The organism is Chryseobacterium sp. MIQD13 (genome assembly GCF_050496705.1).
Lineage (GTDB): Bacteria > Bacteroidota > Bacteroidia > Flavobacteriales > Weeksellaceae > Chryseobacterium.
In genome coordinates this window covers 1,003,866-1,028,902 of sequence record NZ_JBNWAF010000002.1, presented here as the reverse complement: position 1 = coordinate 1,028,902, position 25,037 = coordinate 1,003,866, and the positions used below count along the sequence as shown (strand labels likewise).

22 protein-coding genes are annotated in these 25,037 nt (G+C 37.7%); 14 read left to right on the top strand and 8 right to left on the bottom strand.

The features are described 5' to 3' along the window. Positions 1-4 precede the first annotated feature (4 nt). From ccoN to ACQWU4_RS11660, 8 genes are all read left to right on the top strand, one after another. Positions 5-2,266 (top strand): cytochrome-c oxidase, cbb3-type subunit I, encoded by a 2,262-nt coding sequence (gene ccoN / locus ACQWU4_RS11695; protein WP_429935936.1) that lies wholly within the window; start codon positions 5-7, stop codon positions 2,264-2,266. A 16-nt stretch (positions 2,267-2,282) separates the two neighbouring features. Continuing rightward, complete coding sequence (locus ACQWU4_RS11690; RefSeq protein ID WP_184162687.1) at positions 2,283-2,483, top strand: cbb3-type cytochrome c oxidase subunit 3; 201 nt, start codon at positions 2,283-2,285, stop codon at positions 2,481-2,483. 10 nt (positions 2,484-2,493) lie between these two features. Beyond that, positions 2,494-3,375: a cbb3-type cytochrome c oxidase N-terminal domain-containing protein gene (locus ACQWU4_RS11685; RefSeq protein ID WP_429935935.1), complete on the top strand. Its 882-nt coding sequence runs from the start codon at positions 2,494-2,496 to the stop codon at positions 3,373-3,375. Between the two features lie 94 nt (positions 3,376-3,469). After that, the gene (ccoG, locus tag ACQWU4_RS11680; protein WP_429935934.1) at positions 3,470-4,924 is read left to right on the top strand and encodes a cytochrome c oxidase accessory protein CcoG; all 1,455 of its coding nucleotides are present in this window, start codon (positions 3,470-3,472) and stop codon (positions 4,922-4,924) included. 61 nt (positions 4,925-4,985) lie between these two features. Further along, positions 4,986-5,438, top strand: coding sequence for a FixH family protein (locus ACQWU4_RS11675; RefSeq protein WP_429935933.1), 453 nt, complete (start codon positions 4,986-4,988; stop codon positions 5,436-5,438). Then, a complete protein-coding gene (locus ACQWU4_RS11670) occupies positions 5,429-6,184 on the top strand; it encodes a sulfite exporter TauE/SafE family protein (protein ID WP_429935932.1) in 756 nt (251 codons plus the stop codon). The genes ACQWU4_RS11675 and ACQWU4_RS11670 overlap by 10 nt, the downstream gene beginning before the upstream one ends. A gap of 17 nt (positions 6,185-6,201) precedes the next feature. Beyond that, positions 6,202-6,942: a hypothetical protein gene (locus ACQWU4_RS11665; RefSeq protein ID WP_429935931.1), complete on the top strand. Its 741-nt coding sequence runs from the start codon at positions 6,202-6,204 to the stop codon at positions 6,940-6,942. A gap of 79 nt (positions 6,943-7,021) precedes the next feature. Beyond that, the gene (locus tag ACQWU4_RS11660) at positions 7,022-7,798 is read left to right on the top strand and encodes a hypothetical protein (protein ID WP_429935930.1); all 777 of its coding nucleotides are present in this window, start codon (positions 7,022-7,024) and stop codon (positions 7,796-7,798) included. Between the two features lie 76 nt (positions 7,799-7,874). Here ACQWU4_RS11660 and serS read toward each other — a convergent pair whose 3' ends face one another. Both serS and ACQWU4_RS11650 read right to left on the bottom strand, forming a co-directional pair. Further along, positions 7,875-9,143, bottom strand: coding sequence for a serine--tRNA ligase (gene serS / locus ACQWU4_RS11655; protein ID WP_429935929.1), 1,269 nt, complete (start codon positions 9,141-9,143; stop codon positions 7,875-7,877). A gap of 66 nt (positions 9,144-9,209) precedes the next feature. Further along, positions 9,210-9,734 (bottom strand): hypothetical protein, encoded by a 525-nt coding sequence (locus tag ACQWU4_RS11650; protein ID WP_429935928.1) that lies wholly within the window; start codon positions 9,732-9,734, stop codon positions 9,210-9,212. Between the two features lie 76 nt (positions 9,735-9,810). On the opposite strand from ACQWU4_RS11650, the gene ACQWU4_RS11645 reads away from it, so the two are divergent. Next, complete coding sequence (locus ACQWU4_RS11645; protein ID WP_429935927.1) at positions 9,811-11,043, top strand: oligosaccharide flippase family protein; 1,233 nt, start codon at positions 9,811-9,813, stop codon at positions 11,041-11,043. Beyond that, positions 11,030-11,638 carry an acyltransferase gene (locus tag ACQWU4_RS11640; RefSeq protein WP_429935926.1) on the top strand — a complete coding sequence of 203 codons (609 nt, stop codon included), beginning with the start codon at positions 11,030-11,032 and terminating at the stop codon, positions 11,636-11,638. Before ACQWU4_RS11645 ends, ACQWU4_RS11640 begins: the two co-directional genes overlap by 14 nt. A gap of 21 nt (positions 11,639-11,659) precedes the next feature. On the opposite strand, the gene ACQWU4_RS11635 is transcribed toward ACQWU4_RS11640, so the two are convergent. The 5 genes from ACQWU4_RS11635 to ACQWU4_RS11615 form a co-directional block, all read right to left on the bottom strand. Further along, complete coding sequence (locus ACQWU4_RS11635; protein ID WP_429935925.1) at positions 11,660-12,148, bottom strand: hypothetical protein; 489 nt, start codon at positions 12,146-12,148, stop codon at positions 11,660-11,662. A 102-nt stretch (positions 12,149-12,250) separates the two neighbouring features. Continuing rightward, complete coding sequence (locus tag ACQWU4_RS11630) at positions 12,251-13,036, bottom strand: (Fe-S)-binding protein (protein ID WP_429935924.1); 786 nt, start codon at positions 13,034-13,036, stop codon at positions 12,251-12,253. Positions 13,037-13,085: 49 nt separating this feature from the next. After that, positions 13,086-14,426 (bottom strand): 4Fe-4S dicluster domain-containing protein, encoded by a 1,341-nt coding sequence (locus tag ACQWU4_RS11625; RefSeq protein ID WP_429935923.1) that lies wholly within the window; start codon positions 14,424-14,426, stop codon positions 13,086-13,088. A 7-nt stretch (positions 14,427-14,433) separates the two neighbouring features. Then, on the bottom strand, positions 14,434-15,384 hold the full coding sequence (locus ACQWU4_RS11620) for an MlaD family protein (protein WP_429935922.1): 951 nt from the start codon (positions 15,382-15,384) through the stop codon (positions 14,434-14,436). Positions 15,385-15,511: 127 nt separating this feature from the next. Then, entirely contained in the window at positions 15,512-17,665 is a 2,154-nt protein-coding gene (locus ACQWU4_RS11615; protein WP_429935921.1) for a SurA N-terminal domain-containing protein, read from the bottom strand. 261 nt (positions 17,666-17,926) lie between these two features. Here ACQWU4_RS11615 and lon point away from each other — a divergent pair, with 261 nt between their 5' ends. The 3 genes from lon (at position 17,927) to ACQWU4_RS11600 (ending at position 22,351) form a co-directional block, all read left to right on the top strand. Further along, the gene (gene lon / locus ACQWU4_RS11610; RefSeq protein WP_429935920.1) at positions 17,927-20,332 is read left to right on the top strand and encodes an endopeptidase La; all 2,406 of its coding nucleotides are present in this window, start codon (positions 17,927-17,929) and stop codon (positions 20,330-20,332) included. A 381-nt stretch (positions 20,333-20,713) separates the two neighbouring features. Further along, complete coding sequence (locus tag ACQWU4_RS11605; protein ID WP_429935919.1) at positions 20,714-21,826, top strand: AI-2E family transporter; 1,113 nt, start codon at positions 20,714-20,716, stop codon at positions 21,824-21,826. A 147-nt stretch (positions 21,827-21,973) separates the two neighbouring features. Next, complete coding sequence (locus tag ACQWU4_RS11600; protein WP_429935918.1) at positions 21,974-22,351, top strand: DoxX family protein; 378 nt, start codon at positions 21,974-21,976, stop codon at positions 22,349-22,351. A 66-nt stretch (positions 22,352-22,417) separates the two neighbouring features. Here ACQWU4_RS11600 and ACQWU4_RS11595 read toward each other — a convergent pair whose 3' ends face one another. Next, positions 22,418-23,776: an acyl-CoA dehydrogenase family protein gene (locus ACQWU4_RS11595; RefSeq protein ID WP_429935917.1), complete on the bottom strand. Its 1,359-nt coding sequence runs from the start codon at positions 23,774-23,776 to the stop codon at positions 22,418-22,420. A 208-nt stretch (positions 23,777-23,984) separates the two neighbouring features. On the opposite strand from ACQWU4_RS11595, the gene ACQWU4_RS11590 reads away from it, so the two are divergent. After that, positions 23,985-24,902: a DUF4349 domain-containing protein gene (locus tag ACQWU4_RS11590; protein ID WP_429935916.1), complete on the top strand. Its 918-nt coding sequence runs from the start codon at positions 23,985-23,987 to the stop codon at positions 24,900-24,902. Positions 24,903-25,037 lie beyond the last annotated feature (135 nt).

The window sequence follows — 25,037 nt, the reverse complement described above, 5'->3', positions numbered from 1 at the left end:
TGATATGGAAACACAAAAGTTTAGTTATGACAACAGTATTGTCCGTGCGTTCCTTTATGCGACCTTAGTTTTCGGTCTTATAGGATTTACGTTCGGGCTTACGGCGGCATTAATGCTTTTCTACCCGGAATTGCCGGAATTTATTTTCGGTACAGATGATACAACCATCAAAAGCCTTGCATCAGGCAATATTCAGGGGTTAATAAACACTCATGGTGCATTTGGTTTTGGTAGAATCAGAATGCTTCATACCAATACCGTAATCTGGGCATTTGTATGTAATATCGTTTATACCGGTATTTATTACTCATTGCAGAGATTATTAAAAACAAGAATGTACAGTGATACATTATCTTGGTTACATTTCTGGACTTGGCAGTTTATGATTGTTGCTACGTTCATTACATTCTTTATGGGGATCAATACTTCAAAAGAATATGCTGAACATGAATGGCCGATCGACATATTGATTGCATTCTCTTGGATCATTTTCGGGGCGAATATGTTCCTTACGATCGCAAAAAGAAGAGTAAGACACCTTTATGTAGCAATTTGGTTCTATATCGGAACATGGATTGCTGTAGCAATGCTTCACATTTTCAATAACTTAGAAGTTCCATTATCTTTCGCCGGCTGGAAATCTTATTCAGCATATGCGGGGGTAAAAGACGCCATCGTACAATGGTGGTACGGTCACAATGCAGTTGCATTCGTACTGACAACTCCGGTTCTTGGTTTGATGTATTACTTCCTTCCGAAGGCAGCAGACAGACCGGTTTTCTCTTATAAACTGTCTATTATTCACTTCTGGTCATTAATTTTCGTATATATCTGGGCTGGTCCTCACCACCTTCAGTATACAGCTCTTCCTGCATGGGCACAGGCTGTGGGAACAGGTTTCTCCATCATGCTTATTGCACCGTCTTGGGGAGGAATGTTGAACGGTCTTCTTACGCTTAGAGGGGCTTGGGATAAAGTAAGGGAAAACCCTATCCTTAAGTTCTTCGTAGTAGCTGTTACCTGCTACGGTATGGCAACATTTGAAGGTCCGCTTCTGGCAACTAAAAATATCAACAAAATTGGTCACTTTACAGACTGGGTTATCGGTCACGTACATTTAGGAGCTCTTGGATGGAATGGTTTCATGGCATTCGGGGTTATCTATTATCTGGTACCAATTATGTGGAGAACAAAAATCTGGTCTGTAAAATTAGCTAACTGGCATTTCTGGTTAGGGACATTAGGAATTATTTTCTATGCAGTACCAATGTATATTTCAGGATTCACACAAGGTTTGATGTGGAAACAGTTCAATCCGGACGGTACTTTGATGTACAAAAACTGGCTGGATACAGTAACTGCTATCATCCCTTATTTCAAGATGAGATTCCTAGGAGGTGTATTCTATATTTCCGGAGCTATCTTAATGATCGTTAACGTAATCGCTACAGTAAGAAAAGGTTCATTCCAGAAGGAAGTTCCTGCTGAAGCACCTGCGTTGGCTAACATCGGAAACAAACGTAAAGAAGGTGAAGGAACTCACTTATGGCTTGAAAGAATGCCTGTATTATTAGGTATTTTATCTTTCTTCACTATTTCCATCGGTAGTTCCATTGAAATTATCCCTACACTGTCTCTAAAGAAAAGTGTACCTACAATTTCAGCAGTAAAACCATATTCACCACTTGAACTGGAAGGTAGAGATATTTATATCCGTGAAGGATGTAATGCTTGTCACTCCCAGATGATCAGACCTTTCCGTGATGAGATCACCAGATTCAACGGTAAGAACGGACAGTATTCTAAAGCAGGAGAATTCGTTTATGACAGACCATTCTTATGGGGTTCTAAGAGAACAGGACCGGATTTACATAGAGAAGGAGGGAAAAACCCAAGTTCTTGGCACTACAAACACATGTATAACCCAAGATCTACCTCTGCAGGTTCCATCATGCCTCGTTACCCTTGGTTAATTGCTACCAACTTAGACAGATCTAAAATGGTAGACAAAATGAAGCTGATGAAGAACACATTTGAGGTTCCTTACACTAAAGCTGAAATAGATTCTGCAAATACATGGGCAGATAACCAGTCAAAGAAAATTGTAAAAGATATCTTCTCTGAAGCTAATGACCTTAAAGTTGCTTATGCTAAGAGACCTCAGGGAGAGTTGGAGAAAAAAGAGATCGTAGCTCTTATTTCTTTCCTTCAAAGACTGGGAACAGATATCAAGACAACAGAAATAAAAACAGCAAGTACTAACTAAACATTAAAAGGTTCACATGATTCCTCAGAACTTTAAAGATATATTATCCAATACAGAAAACGCTGGTCTCTACCAGACGCTGGCTCTGATTTTCTTTATGTTGTTCTTCGTAGCTCTTGTAATCTATGTTTTTACCAGACCTAAAAAATATTACAAAGAGGAAGAAGAAGCTCCGCTTGGGGATGATGAGGATGACGATTTTAATTTAAAAAATTAAACTATTTATTATGAAACAAAGAACACCTGTTGTTGTAAACATCTTAATAATAACTGGACTTTTAATAGTTTTTTATTATTTGTTTGTACAAAGCTACTCGTTCCTAGCTTCACCTTACTTCTGGGGAACTGTGGTGATCAGTGCTATTTTGGCATATATCCACAGTGCAATTGGAGATTTGATTGAAAATAACAAATTCAAAAAATTAACTCCGGAAGAAAAAGCAGCTTATTTAGCAGAAAAGAAAATTCCTTTCTTAAGAAGAATGTACGACAGTGCATTCAAAAAACAGTCTGCTACTGAAGAAAAAGATATCCTTATTGACCACGGTTTTGACGGGATTATGGAATTGGACAACCAATTACCAAAATGGTGGGTAGGTTTATTCTATTTTGGGACTGCTTTTTGTATTGTATATATTGCAGCTTACTCTTTCACAGATTTCGCACACCCGTTGAGCGAATATGAACAAGAATATAAAGAGCAGATGGCAAGCATTGCTGAATATGAGAAAAACCAGCCTCCTGTAACTATAGAAACAGCAAAATATTCTGCTGATAATATTGCAGACGGTAAAGAACTCTTCAAAACCAACTGTGCATCTTGTCACAAAGAAGACGGAAGTGGTGGTATCGGTCCAAACCTTACGGATAACTACTGGATCAACCAGCCGGAGAAAACTTTATTCAAAAATGTATTCCATATGGACTGGAATGGTTCTCCTACTAACCCTGCGATGAGAGCATTCGGTAAAAACGGAGAGGTTTCGGGTGCAGAGATTGAAAAGATTGCAGCTTATGTATATCACATCAATCAGGAACAACCTCCAGTAACGCAGGCTCAGGGAGGAGCTGCTCCTCAGGGAACCGAAGCGCATTGGGAAAAAGAGTAATTTAAAAGATTAGAAAACATATGAAAAAAACATAATTTGTTATTAAAAAAAATAGTAACGAATTATGTTTTTTCTTTTTTAAACACATTACGAAATGTCAGATATAGAAGAAATAGAAGTACGCGGCGGACAGGGACAGGTTCTGGACCCTGAGACTTACAGAGATTCTATCGGGACAATGGAGCAATCCGGTAAAAGAAAATGGGTATTTCCAAGAAAGCCAAAAGGGAAATACACCAACTATAGAAACATTGTAAGCTATGCTTTATTAATTGTTTATTTTGTGGTGCCATTTTTAAAAATCAATGGTAACCCATTCTTTTTATTCAACGTTATTGATAGGGAGTTTTTCATTTTCGGACAGCCTTTCTATCCACAGGACTTTTTTATCCTTACTTTAGGTGCCATCGCATCTTTAATATTTATCATCATTTTTACGATTGCGTTCGGAAGAATTTTCTGCGGGTGGATATGTCCTCAGACAATTTTTATGGAATCTATCTTCCGTAAAATTGAATATCTTATTGAAGGTGACCGAAACAAGCAGATGAAGCTGGACAGACAGGAGTGGAACAGTGAAAAAATCTGGAAACGAAGCTTGAAATGGACTGTTTACATTATCATTTCATTGATCATCACCCACTTTATGCTGATGTATATTGTTGGCTATAAAGAAATATTCAGAATCATATCGGAAGGGCCATTTGCCCACCCTACCAACTTCATCGTCATGGTTCTTTTTACAGCAGCATTTTACTTTGTATTTGCTTGGTTCAGAGAACAGGTTTGTACACTGGTTTGTCCATACGGAAGATTGCAGGGAGTTTTAATAGACAAAGATACCATCAACGTTTTTTACGATTTTAAAAGAGGAGAAAACAGATCGAAATGGAGAAAAGGCGAAGACCGTAAAGCCGCAGGAAAAGGAGACTGTATCGATTGTCATCAATGCGTCGTGGTTTGTCCTACAGGAATTGATATCAGGGACGGACAACAGCTGGAATGCGTAAACTGTACAGCCTGTATTGATGCCTGTGATGAAGTAATGGAAAAAGTAGGTCTTCCGAAAGGACTGGTAAGGTATGCTTCCGAGAACGAAATTGAAAACCAGACCCAGTTTAAATTTACGGGAAGAATGAAAGGTTTTGCCGTGGTTCTTGTTCTACTGGTTGGATTCCTAGGATTCCTTCTTTACAGCAGAGGTGAAATGGAAGCAAAATTCATCAAACCTGCAGGAAGTACATTCTTTGTAAGAGACGGAAGAATTACCAATACCTATAACTATACATTCCTGAATAAAACGAATGATAAGAAGATCGTTACGATCAAAGTTCTTGAACCTGCTCATGGTGAGATTACCTACAGTGCATCCAGTAAAATCCAGGTAGACAGGGATAAAATTTCGAAAGGAACCATCAATATCAGTTTCCCGGAAAATGATATGAAGCTTTCAAAACAGAATATAACCATCGGCGTGTATGATATGAAAGGTAAGCTTGTAGATTCTTACCAGACTTATTTCGAAGGGCCGTTCAAACTGCAATTTTAATTTTAAGAAACCTCTGTAATTAATCATTGAGGTTCAAAAACAAATAAAAAATCCGGAAGAAATGAAAAACTTTAGTTGGGGACACGGTGTTGTAATTGCATTATTTGCATTCATTGTTTTTATATTATCTATGTTATTTCTTTTCCCGAACGGGCAGAAGAATTCTGAAATGGTAACTGATAATTATTATGAAGAAGAGCTTAAGTACCAGGATGTAATTGATGCTAAGAAAAGAGCTGATGATTTGCAGGAAAAACCGGTATACAGCCAGGAAAAAAACGGAATCAAGATTACTTTTCCAAAAGAATATAACAATACAAATACTACGGTAAAATTTGTTTTAAACAGAACCGACGACCAGAATTTAGACATAAAAAAATCTGTACAGCTTGATGCGGCTCAGTCTTTTTTTATACCGGGACAGGTATTAAAAACAGGGAACTACACCCTGAGACTGATGTGGACAAAAGACAAAACAGACTATAGAATGGATTATGATGTGATATGGAAATAGGACTCATTTTATCGGCTATTGCTTTGGGCTTTGCTTCCGGTTTTCACTGTATCGGAATGTGCGGACCTATTGCTTTATCGATGGGATTGACTAAGAAACAAGCCACCAATTTCTATCTTCAGAATTTGACTTATCAGTTTGGAAGAATCTTCACTTATTCTTTATTGGGTGCTATTCTGGGAATTGTAGGTGAAGGTTTTGAAATGGCCGGTTTCCAGCAGTATCTTACGATTATTGCAGGAATCCTTCTGATTATTATGGCTTTGTTTTCGTTTGGCGGAAAAGATTTCGCCTCTAAAATTCCTTTTCTTTCCAAATTCCTGTTTTCAGTAAAATTGAATTTAGGAAAACTGCTTCAGAAAGCAGATTACCGTTCGAGGTTTACCACAGGACTTCTTAACGGCTTTCTTCCGTGCGGAATGGTTTATATGGCCCTTACAGCAAGTTTGGCAGCCGGAGGAATATGGCAGGGAGCTTCATATATGGCTTTATTCGGGTTGGGAACACTTCCGTTCATGTTTGCAGTAGTTCTGGCCGGAAATCTCATGAATCAGGCTTTTAGAATTAAAATTCTGAAAGCAGTTCCTGTAATCATGATTATTCTGGGAGGATTGTTTATCCTGAGAGGCCTTGAGCTGGGGATTCCTTATATCTCGCCAAGAGCCGAAGCTATGACGATTTCTAAAGATCATAACGGTAGCTGCCACATTGAAGGGCACGATCACAGTTCTACCAACTGTCATTAATACAACTAACTAATTCCATGAAAAAAATCCTCTTTTTATTCGTTGCAGCGCTTTTTGTTCTGCAGTCGTGTACCATCAACTCCGAAATCGTGTATCATAAAGATGCGGCATCCTCTTCTGTTACAGATATTGATATGAGACAGTTTATTTCAGAAATGAAGGCAATGACTCCTGACTCACTGAAACAACAGAAAGAATTTGGAGAAATGGATAAGATTCCAACGGTTTGGACAAGTCTTTTTGATATCCAGAAGCAGGACGGCAAAAAGCAGACTACAGACCCGGATTCCATCAGGATCATGAAAAAGATCTTTATGAAGATGAATAAAGAAAATAGTGAACCGGCCGGATTTTCCTTAAAAACGGATCACTTTACACAGACAGATTATCAAGTACTTAGCAGCTATAATAAAAAGGAAAAGCTTCCGCTGGATCAGAATACCTTCAATAACTGGGACGGAAAGACACTGACAATCAATACAGAAAATTTCAATCTTAAAAATATTGAAGAAACCCTTAAAAGCAAAACATCCAAAGATGAAGCTGAAAAAGTGGAAGGAATGATCACCATGTTTTTCAAAAGTGTTGGAACAACTCTGAAATTTGAAAACAAAATAAAATCTGTCACCGGAAAACATGACTGGGTGAAACAGACAGATAATTACACCATTAAAATTGATTACGATCTCAAGGCAATGTATGATAAAGAGGCTAAATTTAAAAATGCCGACAACAAAATTGTGATCGTTACAGAATAAAAAAAACGGCTGAAATTTCAGCCGTTTTTTGGTTGGTATCTGTTTTGTAATACATAAGAAAACACTAAAAATTTTAGTAATGATTAAACAGATAAATTTTTTATGGGCTGCTATTCTTATCGTGGTTCTTCAATCCTGCTCTATCAATACGGAAACTACCTATTATAAAGATGCTGCAACCAGTATGCAGTCTAATATCCTGATGGATAAAAGTGTGATGGGAATGATGAGCATGATGGGATCTGATCCCCAAAAACTGGGTGAACTTGATAAGCTGCCTACCGACTGGACAAGTCTCTACAATGTTCAGAAGCATGGAAAGATCACTATAAATGAAGATTCAGCGAAAGTATTGAAAAAGGTTTATATGAAAGTAGATAAGGCTAAAAATGAGATTGTTGGTCTATCACTGAAATATGACAAACTTATGCCTTCCGAAATCACACAGCTTTTAGCCAACGATAAACGACTGAAAAAAATTCCTTTACAGGACATTGCAGACTGGAACGGTAAATCATTGACCATTAATACTGATAAATTCAATTCTGATGGTATTCTTAAAATGCTGGAAGAAAAAGATTCTGAAGAAAAAACAGTTCCTAAAACCAAAAGCGATTCTATCGAAGCATACGGAAAACAAATGGCTTCCGGAATGGTAGGTATGCTCAGAATGTTCAACCTTACATTCACCAATACCCTGAAATTTCAGAAACCGATTAAAAGTATTGAAGGAAAACACGATTTCGTAAAACAGGTGGATAATAAAACAGTTGAGATCACTGTAAGGTCCAATGATCTTGTAGATGGCAAAAACTTAGTCAATAAAGATAAAAAAGTGGTTATCACAACTGAATAATTCCAATTTTAACGGTATAAAAGAAAATCCCCTTCCAAAGATGAAAGGGGATTATTTATTATACTGAAATAAATTTCTAGTTAATCAGATTGAATCTCGCATATTCTGCAATCTTCTTAGGAATTCTGATTCCTTCTGCTGTCTGGTTGTTTTCAAGCAAAGCCGCCATAATTCTCGGAAGCGCCATTGCAGAACCGTTTAAGGTATGAACCAGCTGAGACTTCCCTTCTGTTTTGAAACGGCATTTCAGACGGTTTGCCTGGAAAGTTTCAAAATTGGATACAGAGCTTACTTCCAGCCACATTTCCTGTGCCGCGCTCCATACTTCAAAGTCATACGTCATCGCAGCTGCAAAACCCGTATCTCCCCCGCAAAGTCTTAATACTCTGAATGGAAGTTCAAGATCTGTAAGGATTTCTTTGATATGTTCTACCATTTCCTCTAAAACCGCGTATGAATTTTCCGGCTTTTCGATTCTTACGATCTCTACTTTTTCAAACTGGTGAAGACGGTTCAAACCTCTTACGTGAGCTCCGTAGCTTCCCGCTTCTCTTCTATAACACTGAGAGAAAGCTGTATTTTTGATAGGAAGATCTTTTTCCTCAAGCAATACATCACGGTAAAGATTCGTTACCGGAACTTCTGCCGTTGGGATCAGATACAGATCATCCAAACCAACATGGTACATTTGTCCTTCTTTATCCGGAAGTTGTCCTGTCCCATACCCTGAAGCCTCATTCACAACGTGAGGAGGATTTACCTCAAGGTAGCCTTTTTCAATATTCTTATCTAAGAAATACTGAACCAAAGCTCTCTGAAGCCTTGCTCCTTTCCCTAAATAAACAGGAAAACCTGTACCTGCGATCTTTACTCCAAGTTCAAAATCAATCAGATTATATTTTTTAGCCAATTCCCAGTGAGGAATAGCTCCTTCTCCAAGACCTTCTACAGGGTGAGACTGGAAAATATTCTCATTGTCTTCCGCAGAAGCTCCGTTTTTTACCAATTCATATGGAATATTCGGGATCTGGTACAAAATATCCAGTAAAGCTTTTTCCGCTACGTCTAATTGGGATTGCAGTTCTTTACTCGACTCTTTGAATTGTGCTGTTTTAGATTTTGCAGACTCCGCTTCTTCTTTTTTTCCTTCTTTCATCAAAAGTCCAATTTCTTTGGAAATTTTGTTGATCTCGGAAAGCTGGGAATCTAATTCAAACTGGATTCTTTTTCTTTCGTCGTCAGTAGCAATAGCATCGTCTACCAACCCAAGATTCTTGAATTGTCTTTTCTGAAGACCTTCTAAAACGCGTTCTTTATTGTCGCGTAAAAAATTGACTTGTAACATTGTATTGAGATGTTAAATATTAGATGTTAAACTTAAATCCTAAGCTAACAGTTTTGCAAATTTAAATTATTTTATGATAGTAAAGGTATTTATAGCATTGGGTGCATCTGCCTCTTTTGAAAATATAACCTGATCATTGTAAAGTACCTCTGAAACCTGAAACAGTGATGGCGTCCAACGGTAACGGATTTCCATAGCATCTGTAACGGTCACTACCTGATTGTTCACTGTTCTGCTAAGCGAGAAAGTCAGATTTGAATGATAGGTTTTATTCTCCGGACTGATGGAATCCATGATGATCCTTTTGGCTCCGCTTACATATTCAAAATAATATAAGGAATCCGTCGTCATTTTAAGCGGAACGGACACCGGTGATACATCTGTTGCACCGTTGTCATCATTCACTGAAAAAGCAGTATATGAACCCGCTTTTTTAGGGTTCAGCAGATCCTGTCCGGCGCTGTTTTTCATATAGAAATTCATAACCTGATCGATTCTCTGTAAGGATTCATCATCGCTTCCACACGAAGCCATTAAAAACATGACCGCTATAAGTTTAAATAATACAATATGATTCAGCTTGAATTTCATCTTCCGTTAATTTTCAATAATCTTTTTTATTTTATGCAAATGTATAATTATATATTTGTTCTCGTAATATTTTACCATGTTTTTAAACAAACTCAAAAGATTAAACGGCAGCCATATCACCACCATATTCAAAGGAAATTTTATTTCCAAATTCGTTTTGGTGATCGGAGGGCTTCTGCTGGCAAAATATTACGGGTCTTCAGAATATGGTATTTTCAGTATTTACCTGAGTATCATGAGCATATTCACGGTAGTACTCAGCCTTGCACAGGAGCACATGATTATGCTTGAAGGCAATGAACAGGATGTGAATAATAATTTCAGTGCGGCGGGTATGATTTCAGCCGGAGTTATGTTATTGGCTTTCCTGTTGGTATTCATTCCTTTTGATATTCCGAAAAACATCTTATTTCTGGGGATTTTTACTGGTTTTATTTACCTGTTTACGAATAATGCAAAGTTTCTGCTGGCAAAAAAGAAGCTCTTCAAACTCGTTTCTGTACTGACGATCGTAGATTCTGTAGTAAGTTTTCTTTTTCAGGTCGTATTTGTCTTTATTAAGATAGAAAACGGTCTTGTAATCGGCAGTTTGATCGGTTATATTGCTGCTTTTCTTGCTGCCCTTTATTACTCACGGAAATATTTTGTAAAACCTGATCTCAAAAGGTATATTGCCAATGCGAAAAAAAGGCCGGAACTTTTTAAATATTCTTATCCTTCTACGTTAATCAATGCTTTAGGAAATAACATCATGCCAATCCTGATCTCGCTCTATTTTGCCGATTCTTTATTGGGCGAATATTCTTTGGCAGTAAAAATAATGTCTGTTCCTCTTCTTCTGATCTCATCATCCATTGCAACCGTTTATTATCCTAAAGCAGCAGAAATCAACAACAGTGGCAGAAGCAGAAGTGAGCTGTTTGCTTATACGAAGAAGATGAGCCTAATGAATTTTTACATCATTTTTGCACTCTACATACTCATTAATGTGGCCGGAATCCCTATTCTGAAAATGTTCTTCAATAAAAACTGGGAACATCTGGGGCTTTTCATTTTTCTGATGTCCTTCGGATATCTTACCCGAAGCCTTATCAACCCCATTTCCGATATTTTAACGATCCTGAAACGGAACAATGTTGCCCTGGTTTTTAATATTTATCTTTTCCTTGTCAATATAGCAGCCATTTTCATCGGAAAAGAAATGGGAATCAGTTACCTGGTGGGGATTTTTTCGGGATTCTTGTTTATCGGCTACGGATTTTTGTATTTTTACATCATGTTTATTCTGAAGAAAAATGAATCCGATTAAAAAGTTTATTGAATACCAGATCTTCCATAGAATTAATAATTTCTTCTATCCTGAATATTACCGTCAGAAGTATGATTATATGCTTCCTCACGTCCTGTTTTTTCATTATCTGGTTCCCCAAAAAATATTGAGGATCAACGGAAAAGTTCCCTGGCCTGTACATTTTACTTCAGTGATCAGAAATCACCCGAAAATTCAAAAGGGAATTCTTTGTGATCCAGGTGATAATCCTAATATTTATATTCAGGCCAACAATGGTATTATTATAGGAAATAATGTAGGTTTCGGAGCGGGAACTTCCCTGATTTCTGCAAACCATAATCATAACGATCACAGTATTCATGATGAATGCGGGCCGATCATTATAGGAAATAATGTTTTTGTAGGAACTAATTCCGTGATCCTTCCGGGAGTAAAGATCGGGGATAATGTAGTGATTGGAGCCGGCTCTATCGTGGCAAAAGATATTCCTTCGAATTCGATTGCAGTAGGAAACCCCTGTAAGGTCATTAAGCAAAAAGAACCTTACATTGAAGACTTTACAAAGACTGTTTTCAACAGAAAACTGCCTGAAGGCCTCAATCTAAAGTTCTGATTGATTGTTTTTTATATTTGCTTAAGCTATACCTGCAGCCCAGCTTTTATCCAATGGAAGCAGAAAGTGGCTTAAAAAGTCAAGGTAAGTATTTTTAGAAAAATCAAATACCTGAATATCTTTCGGCAGTTCACTGCTTCTCAGCTGAGATTTGAAGTCCTGAAGTTTCAATGTCTTTACTTCTCCGTTTTGCACAAAGCTGGCTTTCATTCTGTCGAAAAGTCCAAGCTGGTACTCTTCGTCTATTTCGCGCATAATCTTCCCCAGAGCATCAATACTGCATCCTGAAGCCATTTCTTTTTCCTCATCTACACATACCACGATAAATTGATTTTTTTCAATTTTAAATGATGAAGCAAGAGGTTTTCCGTGTGCAGCCCATGTTGCCAGAAAGTCAAATAGCTTTTCTGTAATTACTTTAGCTTCTTTGGTTTCAAAAGGTCTGGATGCCGGGTATATAATGACTCTGTAGTCGCTGGTTTCTACTATACTGGATTCTTCAATTTTCATATCCTGTCAATTTTAAAGTATAAAATTAAGAAATATTCCTGAGTTTATGATAAAGAAAAACCCAAGCCTGAGCCTGAGTTTTAATCTATCTTTATGTAATCTTTACAGATCTTCTGCTTCTGCGAGAAGTTCCACAATATCTTTTACAGCTACTTCCGTATTCTTGTTAAAATGTTTTACCCCATCTGTCATCATGGTATTACAGAACGGGCATCCTGTAGCAATAACCTTAGGCTCGAAAGATAGAGCTTCTTCTGTTCTTTCGATATTGATGTCTTTGTTTCCTTTTTCAGGCTCTTTGAACATCTGGGCTCCTCCTGCTCCACAACATAGACCGTTGGTTTTGCAACGCTTCATTTCTACAAGCTCTGCATCAAGCTTTTCAAGAAGCATTCTTGGAGCTTCATACTCGTCATTGGCTCTTCCCAGATAGCAAGGATCATGGAAAGTAATCTTTTTTCCTCTGAAAGCACCTCCTTCAATCTTTAATCTACCCTCTTCCATTAATGTTTTAAGGAACTGGGTATGATGTACCACATCAAAATGTCCTCCTAAGCTCGGATATTCATTTTTAAGGGTATTGAAACAGTGAGGGCATGCTGTAACGATTTTTTTCACTTCATAGGCATTCAGGACCTCAATATTGGTAAGGGCCATCATCTGGAAAACAAATTCGTTTCCTGCTCTTTTTGCCGGATCTCCTGTACAGCTTTCTTCCTGACCCAGAACGGCAAATTCAACACCTATTTTGTTTAATATCTTGCAAAATGCTTTTGTAATTTTTTTGGCACGGTCGTCAAAACTTCCGGCACATCCAACCCAGAATAAAACTTCCGGAGCTTTTCCTTCGGCAGCATATTCTGCCATTGTTTTTATATTGAAATCCATTTGTATTATGAATTTTTATTTAAATAATATCCTGCAATTTTTTGCACCATTAATCATTTGCCCAATTCAGACGGTCTGCCTGGTTATACTGCCACGGAGCGGCATTATTTTCCACATTCGTCATCATAAGATTCAGTTCCTGAGGGGCAGCAGACTGTTCCATCACCAGGAATCTTCTCATTTCGAAAATAATAGAAAGAGGGTCTAGCAATATCGGACATGCGTCTGTACATGCATTACATGTTGTACACGCCCAAAGTTCTTCTTTTGTGATATAATCATTCAGAAGCTTTTTGCCATCGTCTTCAAACTTTCCGTTTTTGTCAATATTTCTGCCTACTTCTTCCAGTCTGTCTCTTGTTTTCATAAGGATGAGCCTCGGAGAAAGTTTTTTACCTGTAATGTTGGCAGGACATACGGAAGTACATCTTCCACACTCTGTACAGGAGTAAGCGTTAAGTAGCTGTACCTGATTAAGGTCAAATATATCTTCTGCACCAAATTTAGACGGAACATCTGCTTCAGCCCCTTCAGCCGGAGCTGCATAAGGGTCGGCATTCGGATCCATCATTAATTTGATCTCTTTGGTTACAGAGTCAAGATTGTTGAATTTTCCTTTTTTATCAAGATTGGCAAACCATGTACTTGGAAATGCAAGAATGATATGTAAATGTTTTGAATAATAAAGATAGTTCATGAAGAAAAGAATTCCTACAAAGTGGAACCACCACGCACCTCTTTCAATAAAAACCAAGAATCCGCTATCAAAGCTAAAAACGTTTAAGAATGGAACAAAAAGCATTTCACTGATTGGAAAAGAACCAATATGATGAAAACCTTCTGCATTTCTTGCCTGTAAAACAGATTCTGAAGCATTCATACTAAAGAAAGCCATCATCAGGGCAAATTCTATGATCAGAATCCAGTTGGCATCGTTTTTAGGCCAGCCAAAAAGTTCTTTCATAGTAAGCCTTTTAACTCCGTAGAAATTTCTTCTGATAAAGAAAATAACAACTCCGATTATTACTAAAAGAGCCAGTACTTCTAAGGTTGCTGTAAAGAAATTGTAGAAAGTATGTCCAAAAATGGAAGACAGGAATCTGTGGGTTCCAAAGATACCATCAACAATAATTTCTATAAGTTCAATATTGATAATAACAAAACCCACATACACAAAAAGGTGAAGAATACCTGCTACAGGACGTTTTCCCATTTTGCTCTGCCCCATCGCCACTGTGGCCATGGTTTCCCAGCGTTCGGATTTCCTGTCGCTTCTATTGATTTCTCTTCCTAATTTGATATTTCTGTAAATCTTTTGCAGGCTTTTTGCAAACAGCCCGAATCCCGCAACTAATAAGATCAGAAAAATAATGTTATCGATGTACTGCATAAGGTGATTAGTCTTTATTGTTCTTACCGAAAACCGAGAAATTGATATATCTCTTAGGGTTTGCTTTCATATCCTCAATCAATGAATTCAGGTTGGTGGAAGCAGAGTTTAAATTGTTGTATAACTGCTCATCTTTCATTAGTTTTCCTAAGCTTCCCTGCCCGTTATCAACTCCTGCAATTACCTGATTAAGTTTTCCTACGGTAGCATCCAAACTGGCGATTGCCGCATTCAGTTTTTTAGTATCAATGCTTTCTGCAAGATTTCCGTATTTATCTAATGTTACTTTTCCGCTCTGCATGGTAACGCTTGCGTCATCAAGTACTTTCTGAAGTTTAGGATCGTTATGTCCTACAAGAGTATTTACGCTTCCTGCTGTAGTTTCCAAAGCACCTACAGTCTTATTAAGATTGGCCAGTAATGCTTTGATTTCAGCTCTGTTTTGCCCGTCAACCAACTGATTGGCATTAGCCATTAGAGAATCTACACGATGTAAAACTGTCTGCAGCTGATCTTTAACCGGGCCTACCTGAGAAGAAAGGCTTCCCAATGTTCCTAATTTGAAAGATCCCTGAAGCGTATCCCCATCTTTTGCAGTTGGCCCTCCGTACATAAGGTTTACTCTCATTTCTTTTCCTGACATTAAACCAGGTTCAAAGATTTCAAGAGTTGAATTTTTGGAAAACTCGAATTTGTCATCTACTGTAATTTTTACTACAAAACTTATCTTTCCGTCTTTTGCCGTTCTGGGAATAATCTTATCGACCTGTCCTACTTTCAGACCATTAATGGAAACTGCGGATGACTGTGCAAGACCCTCCACATTATCATATTTTGCGTAAAATATATTATCGGTAGTAAAAAGACTTCTGCCTTTCATGAATTGAAACAACACCACAAAGCCTACAATAGCTAAAAGTGCAATCACACCAGCTTTTAATTCTTTACTGAACTTCACTTGCTAAATTTTTTCTAATGAGCAAATATAGCACATTTTAAATTAATCTTTTTCTTTATTGCTCTGCGTTAAATACAAAAAAGCGGCAGAAAATTCTGCCGCTTTTGTATCTGTAAAAATTAATTTCTTACTGTTGCTGAGTTCCCAGCTTGTTCCAGATTTCGATTCTGTAATCTTTGATATCTGCATTATCCTGAAGGCTCTTCATCCAAGCCTGTCCGAACATTCCTGCATTTCTCTGGGTAATAGATTCTGTGAACTGCTTAGCATCACCCGGCTGCTTGTTTACTGTTTCTGATTTTTTGATCAGTACATAAACTCCTGTTCCCCCTTCTATAGGATTGGAAAGTTTACCTTTTGCAACACCGAATGCAGCACCTGCAACTTTAGGCTCCATAGAACCTGCTACTGAAGGGTTCAGCATATTAACCTGAGCTGCTTGTTTTGTTGAAGCAAACATTTTAGCAATCTGATCTAAGTTTGAAGCTTTAGCTCCGGCAATTTTATCAGAGATCTGTTTTGCTGCCAATTTATTTTTAACGATTACTTCAATCTGATCTCTTACAGATTCAGGATCTGCAAGACCTGCTTCCTGCTTTCCGTTAAGGTAAGCAACGATTTTATCTCCTGTTCCTTCTACAGTAAAGAATTCGGTATCTCCTTTGGTTCTTTTCTTATCGAAAGCCCAAGCTAAGATCTCTCCGTCTTTGTCTGTACCAAGACCCTGAAGCTGTCCGTCAAATCTTTTGGCTGCTTTAGGATTGGAGAACTGGTAGTTTCCTTTTTTGGCAATATTCACGAAATCGTTGAAAGATTTCCCCTGAACCTGCTGAATGAATCTTCTTGCTTTTTTATCAGATTCTGCTTCTGTAGCATCTGAAGGCTTCACTTCTTTTACAAGGTTAGCTACTTTATAGCTCATTGCCCCTGCTTTTTTATCTTCAATATTGATGATATGGTATCCGAACTGTGTTTCTACAACACCTGTAGCTCCTTTAGGGTTGTTAGCCAGGTAGGTAAGGAACTCAGGAACAAAAGGTGTTTCCGGAGTAGTCCATCCTAAGCTTCCTCCTTGTGCTGCAGAGTTAGGATCATTGGAAAGCTTAAGGAATTCCGTAAATTTAGCAGGGGTAGCTTTTACAATAGCTCCGATAGAGTCAGCTAATTTTTTAGCCTGTTCTTTGGATCTTGTTACACCTTCTCCCGCCGGACTTCCTTTGAAAGCAATAAGGATATGTCTTGACAATGTAGAGTCAGAAGTCTTTTTATCTAAAAGTTTTGAAACTACATAGAAGTTTTGTTCTTTATAAGGACCAAAAGTCTGCCCGATAGCTGCAGTTGCAATTTGTCCCTGGATAGCCTGAGGCAATTGGTTAGGCTTTGAATACTGATTGTTGAAAGGCATATCAGAATTAGCCATTACGAACATAGAGTCGTTCTTTGTATTCTGGAAGTTCTCCGCACCTCCGCTTGCATCTGTACCGGCAGAGAAAAGTTTATTGATTTCCTTCTGAGCTGCTGCATCATCTGCCGCACTTGGTGTGGAAGGGAAATATACAATTCCGATATTTCTGCTAGGTTCAGCTTTGAACATTACAGGGTGCTGCTTGATATAATTTTCAAGGTCTGCTGTACTAACGTTGATCTTTGTTTTCTGAAGGTATGCAGCATAATCGATCTTTACAAAATCGATATCAGCCAGCTGATCTCTCTGCTTCATAAGCTCTTCAGCTTCTTTCTTACCAGTAGTGATCCCTGCAGAAATATTAGTAAACACCTGTCTTGCCATCAGTCTGTACTCAACTGTTTTTCTGGTTTTCAACCATTGGTTGTACCCTTCAGGATTGGTGTTCTTTAATGTTTCAATTTCTTTTTTAAGCTCTTGAGTTTTAAAATTACCTTTCTCATCAAAGAACTGCTGCTGCTGGGCAAACATCTGATCGTACTGGATCTGACTCCAGAAATAATCATCAGTCATCTCAAAGCCCAATTTTTCAAACTGCTGCTTGATAAGTTTAGATTGTACAAGTAACTGCCAAGCCTGCTCTTCAAGTCCCGTTTTTGGACGGCCCTGTTGCTCAGCCTGCTGCTGCAGTACGAAAAGCTGATCATTAAACTCTTCGCGGGTGATTTTCTCACCGTTTACTTTTCCTAAAACATCAGGATTTTTTCCAAAAACCTTGTCGATGCTATCAGGGTTTACCAGAAACGCTAAAAGCGCCAATGCTATCACTCCCATCAAAAGCCAAGGCTTACTCCTAATCTGTCCTAAAATTGCCATTTTATATATTATAGTTTTTTATCAGTTTGCGAAAATACACATTTTTAAGAAATTAGAGAAGCGGAAGTCCTTTATTTTAATTTTTAAAATGAAAGATTATTAAAAAAAGGAAATTTTGACCATATTTTTCAGCAAAAAACAAATGGCACAGGTATTGTGCAATTTAAGGAACTATAATACGCTACAGGTTTTCAGCGTGTATTGTAAAATATCATTTTAACGATTTAAAACGAAGGTGACAATTTGTCATTTTATATAAGTATGACAGAATTTGAAGATATCAGTTTAGAGGAAATGATCAGCGATGGGTTTGATATTGTAGCGGAAGAGATCAATCTTTCAGACTTTTCGGAAACTGATAAGAATTCCGGACAAAGAATATTTCCCATACTTCCTGTAAGAAATATGGTCATGTTTCCAAATGTGGTAATTCCTATTACTGCAGGAAGAAAAACATCAATACAGCTTCTTGAAGAGGCTCAGAAAAACGGTGAGTTCATCGGAATTGTGAGCCAGAAAAATTCAGATCTGGAGCAGCCCGGTGAGAAGGACATGTTCCAGACCGGTACGCTTGCCAAGATCATTAAGATCATCAAACTTCCCGAAGGTAATATCACTGCTATTACGAAAGGTTTTCACAGATTCAAAATAAAAAAGATTGTAGAAAACCAGCCTTATTTTAAAGCTGAAATTTCAAAACTAAAAGATTCCCAACCAAAAAATAAGGAAGAATACGAGGCTTTGCTTGAAAATATTAAAGATCTTGCGTTAAAGATTATTGAGCTGGATCCTAATATTCCGAATGCAGCCAATTTTGCGATCAAGAATATCAATAATAATGATGATCTTCTGAATTTCATCTGTACCAATGCCAGTTTTCCTTCTCCGGAAAAGCAAAAACTGCTTGAAGAGAAGAGCCTTATGGAAAGAGCAAACAAATGCTATGAAATGATGCATGAGGATTTCAGAAAACTGGAATTAAGAAACCAGATCCATCAGAAAACCTCAAAAGATCTTGATAAGCAGCAGAGAGAGTATTTTCTGAACCAGCAGATCAGAACCATTCAGGATGAGCTTGGTGGTGGTCCGGAAAGTGATGTAGAGGATCTTATCAATAAAGCAAAAAGTAAAAAATGGAGCAAGGAAGTAGAGGAACATTTCCAGAAGGAAATCAACAGGCTGCAGCGTCAAAATCCCAATGCTCCGGATTATAATGTACAGAGAAATTATCTCGATTTCTTTACAGACCTCCCTTGGGAGACTTATACAAAGGATATTTTTGATATTGCCAAGGCTGAAAAAACTTTAGATAAAGCTCATTTCGGACTGGAGGATATTAAGAAAAGAATTCTGGAACACATGGCTGTTTTAAAATTAAAAAACAACATGAAATCTCCTATTCTGTTGCTTGTAGGACCTCCGGGAGTGGGAAAAACATCTTTAGGAAAGTCTGTAGCAGATGCTTTAGGCAGAAAATATGTGAGGTTATCTCTTGGCGGGCTTCATGATGAGAGTGAGATCCGCGGACACAGAAAAACATATATCGGAGCTATGGCAGGAAGAATCCTGCAGTCTATCAAGAAATCAGGAACTTCCAATCCAGTGATTGTTTTGGATGAGATTGATAAAATCGGGCAAGGTCTTCACGGAGATCCTAGTTCTGCTCTTTTAGAAGTCCTTGATCCTGAACAAAATAAAGCTTTCTATGATAATTTTCTGGAAATGGGCTATGATTTGTCTAAAGTGATGTTTATTGCTACGGCCAATTCACTTTCCACGATCCAGACTCCGCTTTTAGACAGAACAGAGATCATTCAGATTGCCGGATATACAATGGAGGAAAAAACGGAGATCGCGAAAAGACATTTAATCAAAAAACAGCAGGAAGAAAACGGACTGGATGCAAAATCATTCAAACTTGGAAATCCTGAACTTAAGCATATCATTGAAGCACATACTTCAGAAAGCGGTGTGAGAACCCTTGAAAAAAGAATTGCATCCATTGCAAGATGGGTCGCTCTTCAGACTGCTTTAATGAAAGAATATGATCCAAAAATCACTGTTGAAAAAATAGACGAGATCCTTGGAGTACCAAGACCAAAAAGCTTGTCTGAAATTACCGGAGTACCGGGTGTTGTAACAGGTCTTGCATGGACAAGTGTAGGTGGAGATATTTTATATATTGAAAGTATTTTAAGTAATGGAAAAGGCGCTCTTACCATGACTGGAAACCTCGGAACCGTTATGAAAGAATCCGCAACCATTGCGCTGGAATATATCAAAGCCAAACATGATGAGCTTGGAATACCACAGGAAGATCTGGATAAGAAAAACATCCACGTTCACGTTCCGGAAGGAGCAACACCAAAGGACGGACCATCTGCCGGTATTGCTATGCTGACATCAATGGTTTCTTCATTCAAGAACAAGAAAGTAAAACCTCATCTTGCAATGACGGGAGAAATAACTTTAAGAGGAAAGGTGCTTCCTGTAGGCGGAATCAAAGAAAAACTTCTTGCCGCAACCAGAGCAGGAATAAAAGAGGTTATTCTTTGCGAAGCGAACAGGAAAGATGTAGAAGAAATCAAAAAAGATTATCTGAAAAACCTTACCGTACATTATGTGAACAGAATGGAAGAGGTAATTGATTTCGCCATCGAAAAATAATTCATAACATATCAACTCTCAATAAGAAAACGCTTCTCAGGTAATTCTGGGAGGCGTTTTTTGTTAGTAGATTTAACAACATTTTTATTAACATTTATATATCTTCTAGTTTAATTTTAATAATGATGCATACTAAAGTTCACATTATCTAAAAGCAAAAGTTTACATAACCACGCTGGTAAAAATCGGCCCAATCGGCAAAATCAGCGAGAGATAAAAACACCACTGCCTTTTTATAAAAATATCTAAACTAATTTTAAGAAATACATACCACACTTCCCTATTCATGTACCTTCCTTATCAAAAGAATTATGTTAATTAACCCAAAATGCCCTTGAATTAGATGGGTTTTTCTTATTTTTATACAACAGATTTGAAACTATGAACTTTCTTAGACTCCCTTTTCTTGTCAATCTCACGCTTGTAGTTATTTCCATCATTGGATTGGGCTACCTTTTGGCACTTGGACAGAGCATTTTAGCACCTTTCTTTCTGGCTTTTTTAATGGCTATGCTCTTTCTTCCTGCTGCCACTTTCATGGAGAGAAGGTTAAAGTTTCCAAGATCTATATCCACCATGACTTCTGTTTTTATAATGCTGGCTATTTTATCCGGGCTTATTTACTTTTTCGGATCGCAGCTTTCTGATTTCAGTAAAGATCTTCCGCATCTCAGGGAGCAGGTAACAACGGTTTTCAATAATCTGCAGCACTGGATTTCCAAAACATTCAATGTAAAAATAGATGAGCAGCTTGACTATATTAATCAGGGACTGAATAAATTGTTATCCTCTTCCGGGGTAATTCTTGGCTTTACTTTCGGAATATTTTCAAGCGGTTTCGGATTTATCGTATTCTTCACGCTGTTTTTTATCTTTATTTTAAACTATAGAAGAGTTCTGAATAATTTCATTGTAACCGTTTTTAATGAAAAGCATAAAACAAGTGTACAGGAAGTAGTTACCGAGATCAGGGTTATGACCAAGAAGTATATTTTCGGACTTTGTCTGCAGGTTTTGATCGTTTCAATTCTCTGCTCTATCCTTCTTACTATCTTAGGGATAAAATATGCTATACTCCTTGCTATTCTGACAGGTTTATTAAATGTGATTCCTTATCTGGGGATCTGTATTTCTCTTTTAATATCATGTTTCATCGCCTTTGCAACCGGAGCACCTTCTACCTGTATATACGTAGCTATCGGTTATATTGCAATTCATATTATTGACGGAAACATCGTGCTTCCGTTTGTAGTAGGTTCAAAAGTAAAGATCAATGCCTTATTTTCTTTTATTGGAATTATTCTGGGGGAGCATCTTTGGGGAATTGCGGGAATGTTTCTCTGTATTCCGGCTATTGCCATCATTAAAATCATCTTCGAAAGAGTGGATGGTTTAAAACCCTGGGGCAAACTGCTTGGTGAAGAGGAAAAGCCTGATAAAAAGAAGAAGACCTACAAGATTTCCAAGAATATTACCCTGAAGGAAATGGACTGATTATGAATAATAAGCAATCCCCCAACACTCTATAGAGTTTTAAATTTATAGCACATTTAACAAAAAACTAAAAACATCAACAAAATTCATTGAAAATAATTCAACGAACATCATTTTTGTATTACATTTGATGTAAAATCATCAATTATGAAAATCGTAAAGTTTATTCTTTGTCTTCTGTTTGCCTTGGTTTTCATCAATGCCGGACTGGACAAATTTTTTCATTATTCTCCAATGCCAAAGCTTACTCCTGAACAGGTAAAGATTTTTGCCGCTTTCGCAGAAATTCGCTGGTTATTGCCATTAGTGGGAATTGTAGAAATCGTTGGTGGGCTGCTATTTATTTTTCCAAAGACAAGAGCTTTGGGTGCCATTATTATCCTTCCTGTTATGGTGGGAATAGTTCTTCACAATGTATACAGGGATCCTAACCAGATGGGAGTCATTATGGCTGTGGTAATGTTCCTGATCAATATCTGGGCAATTATCGACAACAGAGAAAAATATAAAGCTTTAATTAGCTAAAAGATTATAGAAAATAGGTGGCAGATATGTTAAATCGTCCATTATCTGCCACCTACAATCTTTAGTCTATACAAATGCACTGAATCCCGTAATTGATCTTCCCACAATCAGGGAATTGATCTCTTTTGTGCCTTCATATGAATAAATAGCTTCGGCATCTGCCACAAATCTGGCTACATCATACTCAAGGAGAATACCGTTTCCGCCCATTACCTCTCTTGCCCTCGAAACAATATCCCTGGTTCTCAAAGTACAGAAAACCTTAGCCAGTGAGGCGTGTTCATCCTTTAAAATCCCTTCATCCTGCATTTCGGATAACCGGAAGACCATAGTCTGCATAGCGGTAAGATTGGAAAGCATTTCTACCAAATGCCCCTGAATCATCTGGAATGAAGCAATAGGTTTTCCGAACTGCTCTCTTGTTCTGGTATATTGCAAAGCACTTTCATAGGCTCCTCTTGCACAGCCTGTAGCCATCCAGGCTACTCCTGCCCTGGTCATACGCAGTACTTTTCCGGTATCTTTAAATGAATCTGCTTTCTGCAGACGGTTTTCTTCGGTAACCAGACAATCTTTCAACGTGATCAAACCATTCTGAACGATTCTCAGCGCCATTTTTCCTTTGATCTTCTCCACTGAATAACCCGGATTATCTTTTTCTACAATAAAGCCTTTTACTTCGCCACTATCCAGATCTCTTGCCCAGATGATTACCAGATCTGCAAATGTTGCATTTCCGATCCACTTTTTCTGACCATTGAGAATCCAGCCTTCAGGGGTCTTTTTGCAGGTTACCGTGAGACCCCCTGCTGCTCCGGAACCTACTTCAGGCTCTGTAAGACCAAAAGCTCCTATTTTTTCAAACTTCTGCATCTGAGGAAGCCATTTTTCCTTCTGCTCTTCAGATCCACAGATATAAATAGATCCCATCGCAAGCCCGGACTGTACTCCGAAAAATGTAGCAATAGAGGCATCAATTCTTGCCATTTCCATAGCGATAACACCTTCCATTAAAAACGGCATTCCCGGACAGCCGTATCCTTCGTAAGTTACTCCGCAGATATTCAGTTTCTGAAATTTCGGGATGAGCTCAAATGGAAATTCGTCTCTGAGCCAGTAATGATTTACCAAAGGTTTCACTTCTTTCTCCATGAAGGCTCTTACCTTCAGCTGAATTTCCCTCTGCTCCGGAGTCAGCGTGTGGTAAATATCATAAAAATCACCATCAACCGGAGGAAGTTCACGTTTTTTCTTGTCGGGATCAAGCATTTTCATCATTCCGTTCAGCTGTTTATCATCCAGTTTGGAAAAATTCTGCATCAGTTTCGGCAAATCAATTTTTTGCGAAATAGCAGTCAGTTGATCAAAATCTATGGATCTGAACAATTCTATAGCGTTTCTGATTTTGGAAAGAGGATTTGACATAATAGTGTTTTGTGGGGTTGGTTTGTAAAAGTGAAGCAAAAACTGCTCCGAAAACAAGAGCTTAATTTTTAATTTATTTTACAAAACACTCATTTACAATAAATTAAACCGGAAATATTTCTTTACAAATTTTTTACGGTTAATTTTCAAATATTACAAATGATCCTTGCAGAACTTTGACCTAAGAAAACCCACAAAAATCAAAGCTATGAAAACGACTTACATTAAATTATCATTATCTGCAGTCCTTTTATTAGGTATTTATTCATGTAAAAAAGGAGAAGCAGGGGCCTCTTCTACCGAGCGTGCAGACTATGCTGTAGCAGATTCTTCGGCTGCAGTTGCACCAGACAGTGTTTCCTCTGCTGCAACTATGAAGGTAAAAGACAAGCAGTTCATTAAAACGGCAGATGTGAATATGGAAGTGAAGGACGTTTATGAAGCCACAGTATCCATTGAAAAAACGGTTCAGGATCTGGGAGGATTTGTCACCAACAGTAATCTCCACAGCAATGTAATTTCTGAAGACACTTATAATACTTCAAACGAAAATGCCATGCTGGTAAAAAAATATCAGACGGAAAATACGATGCAGGTACGCGTTCCTACAGAAAAGTTAGGTGAACTTTTAACGCTGATTAATGATAAAAAGCTTTTCCTGAATTCCAGAATAATCAATGCAGAAGATGTCACATCAAACATCAAGTATGCAGAGCTGGAAAGCAAAAGGGTACAAAAGACAGGCGAGAATATAGACCAGTTAAAGGCAAACAAGGATAAAGTAAAGCTGGACAACGACAATATGGCAGAAGGAAATCAGCAGCAGCTTGCTAAAATGGATGTTTCGGATAATATAAAATACAGTACAATAGACATTTACATCAAAGAACCGAAACTGCGTATTGCTGAAATTGCAGTAACCAATACGCAAAACATTGACAACAAATATAAATTCAATTTTATATATGATGCTAAAAATGCTTTTGTAGAAGGGTTTTACCTGATTCAAAAGATTGCGGTGGGACTTATTACGATATGGCCGCTATTATTAATCCTTGGTGCAATTATTTATTTTTTAAGAAAAAGAAAGCTGATAAAGCCAGATCATACAAAAATTTCAGAATAACAAGAAAATTCCTAACCAATTGGTTATCATCATAATTTTAGATTTTACAAGCCTCCTATTTCAGGAGGTTTTTTATTTTTATAAAAAAAACTGTAACGATCGTGATACTGTCCTTACCTACTGTTTAAAGAATAA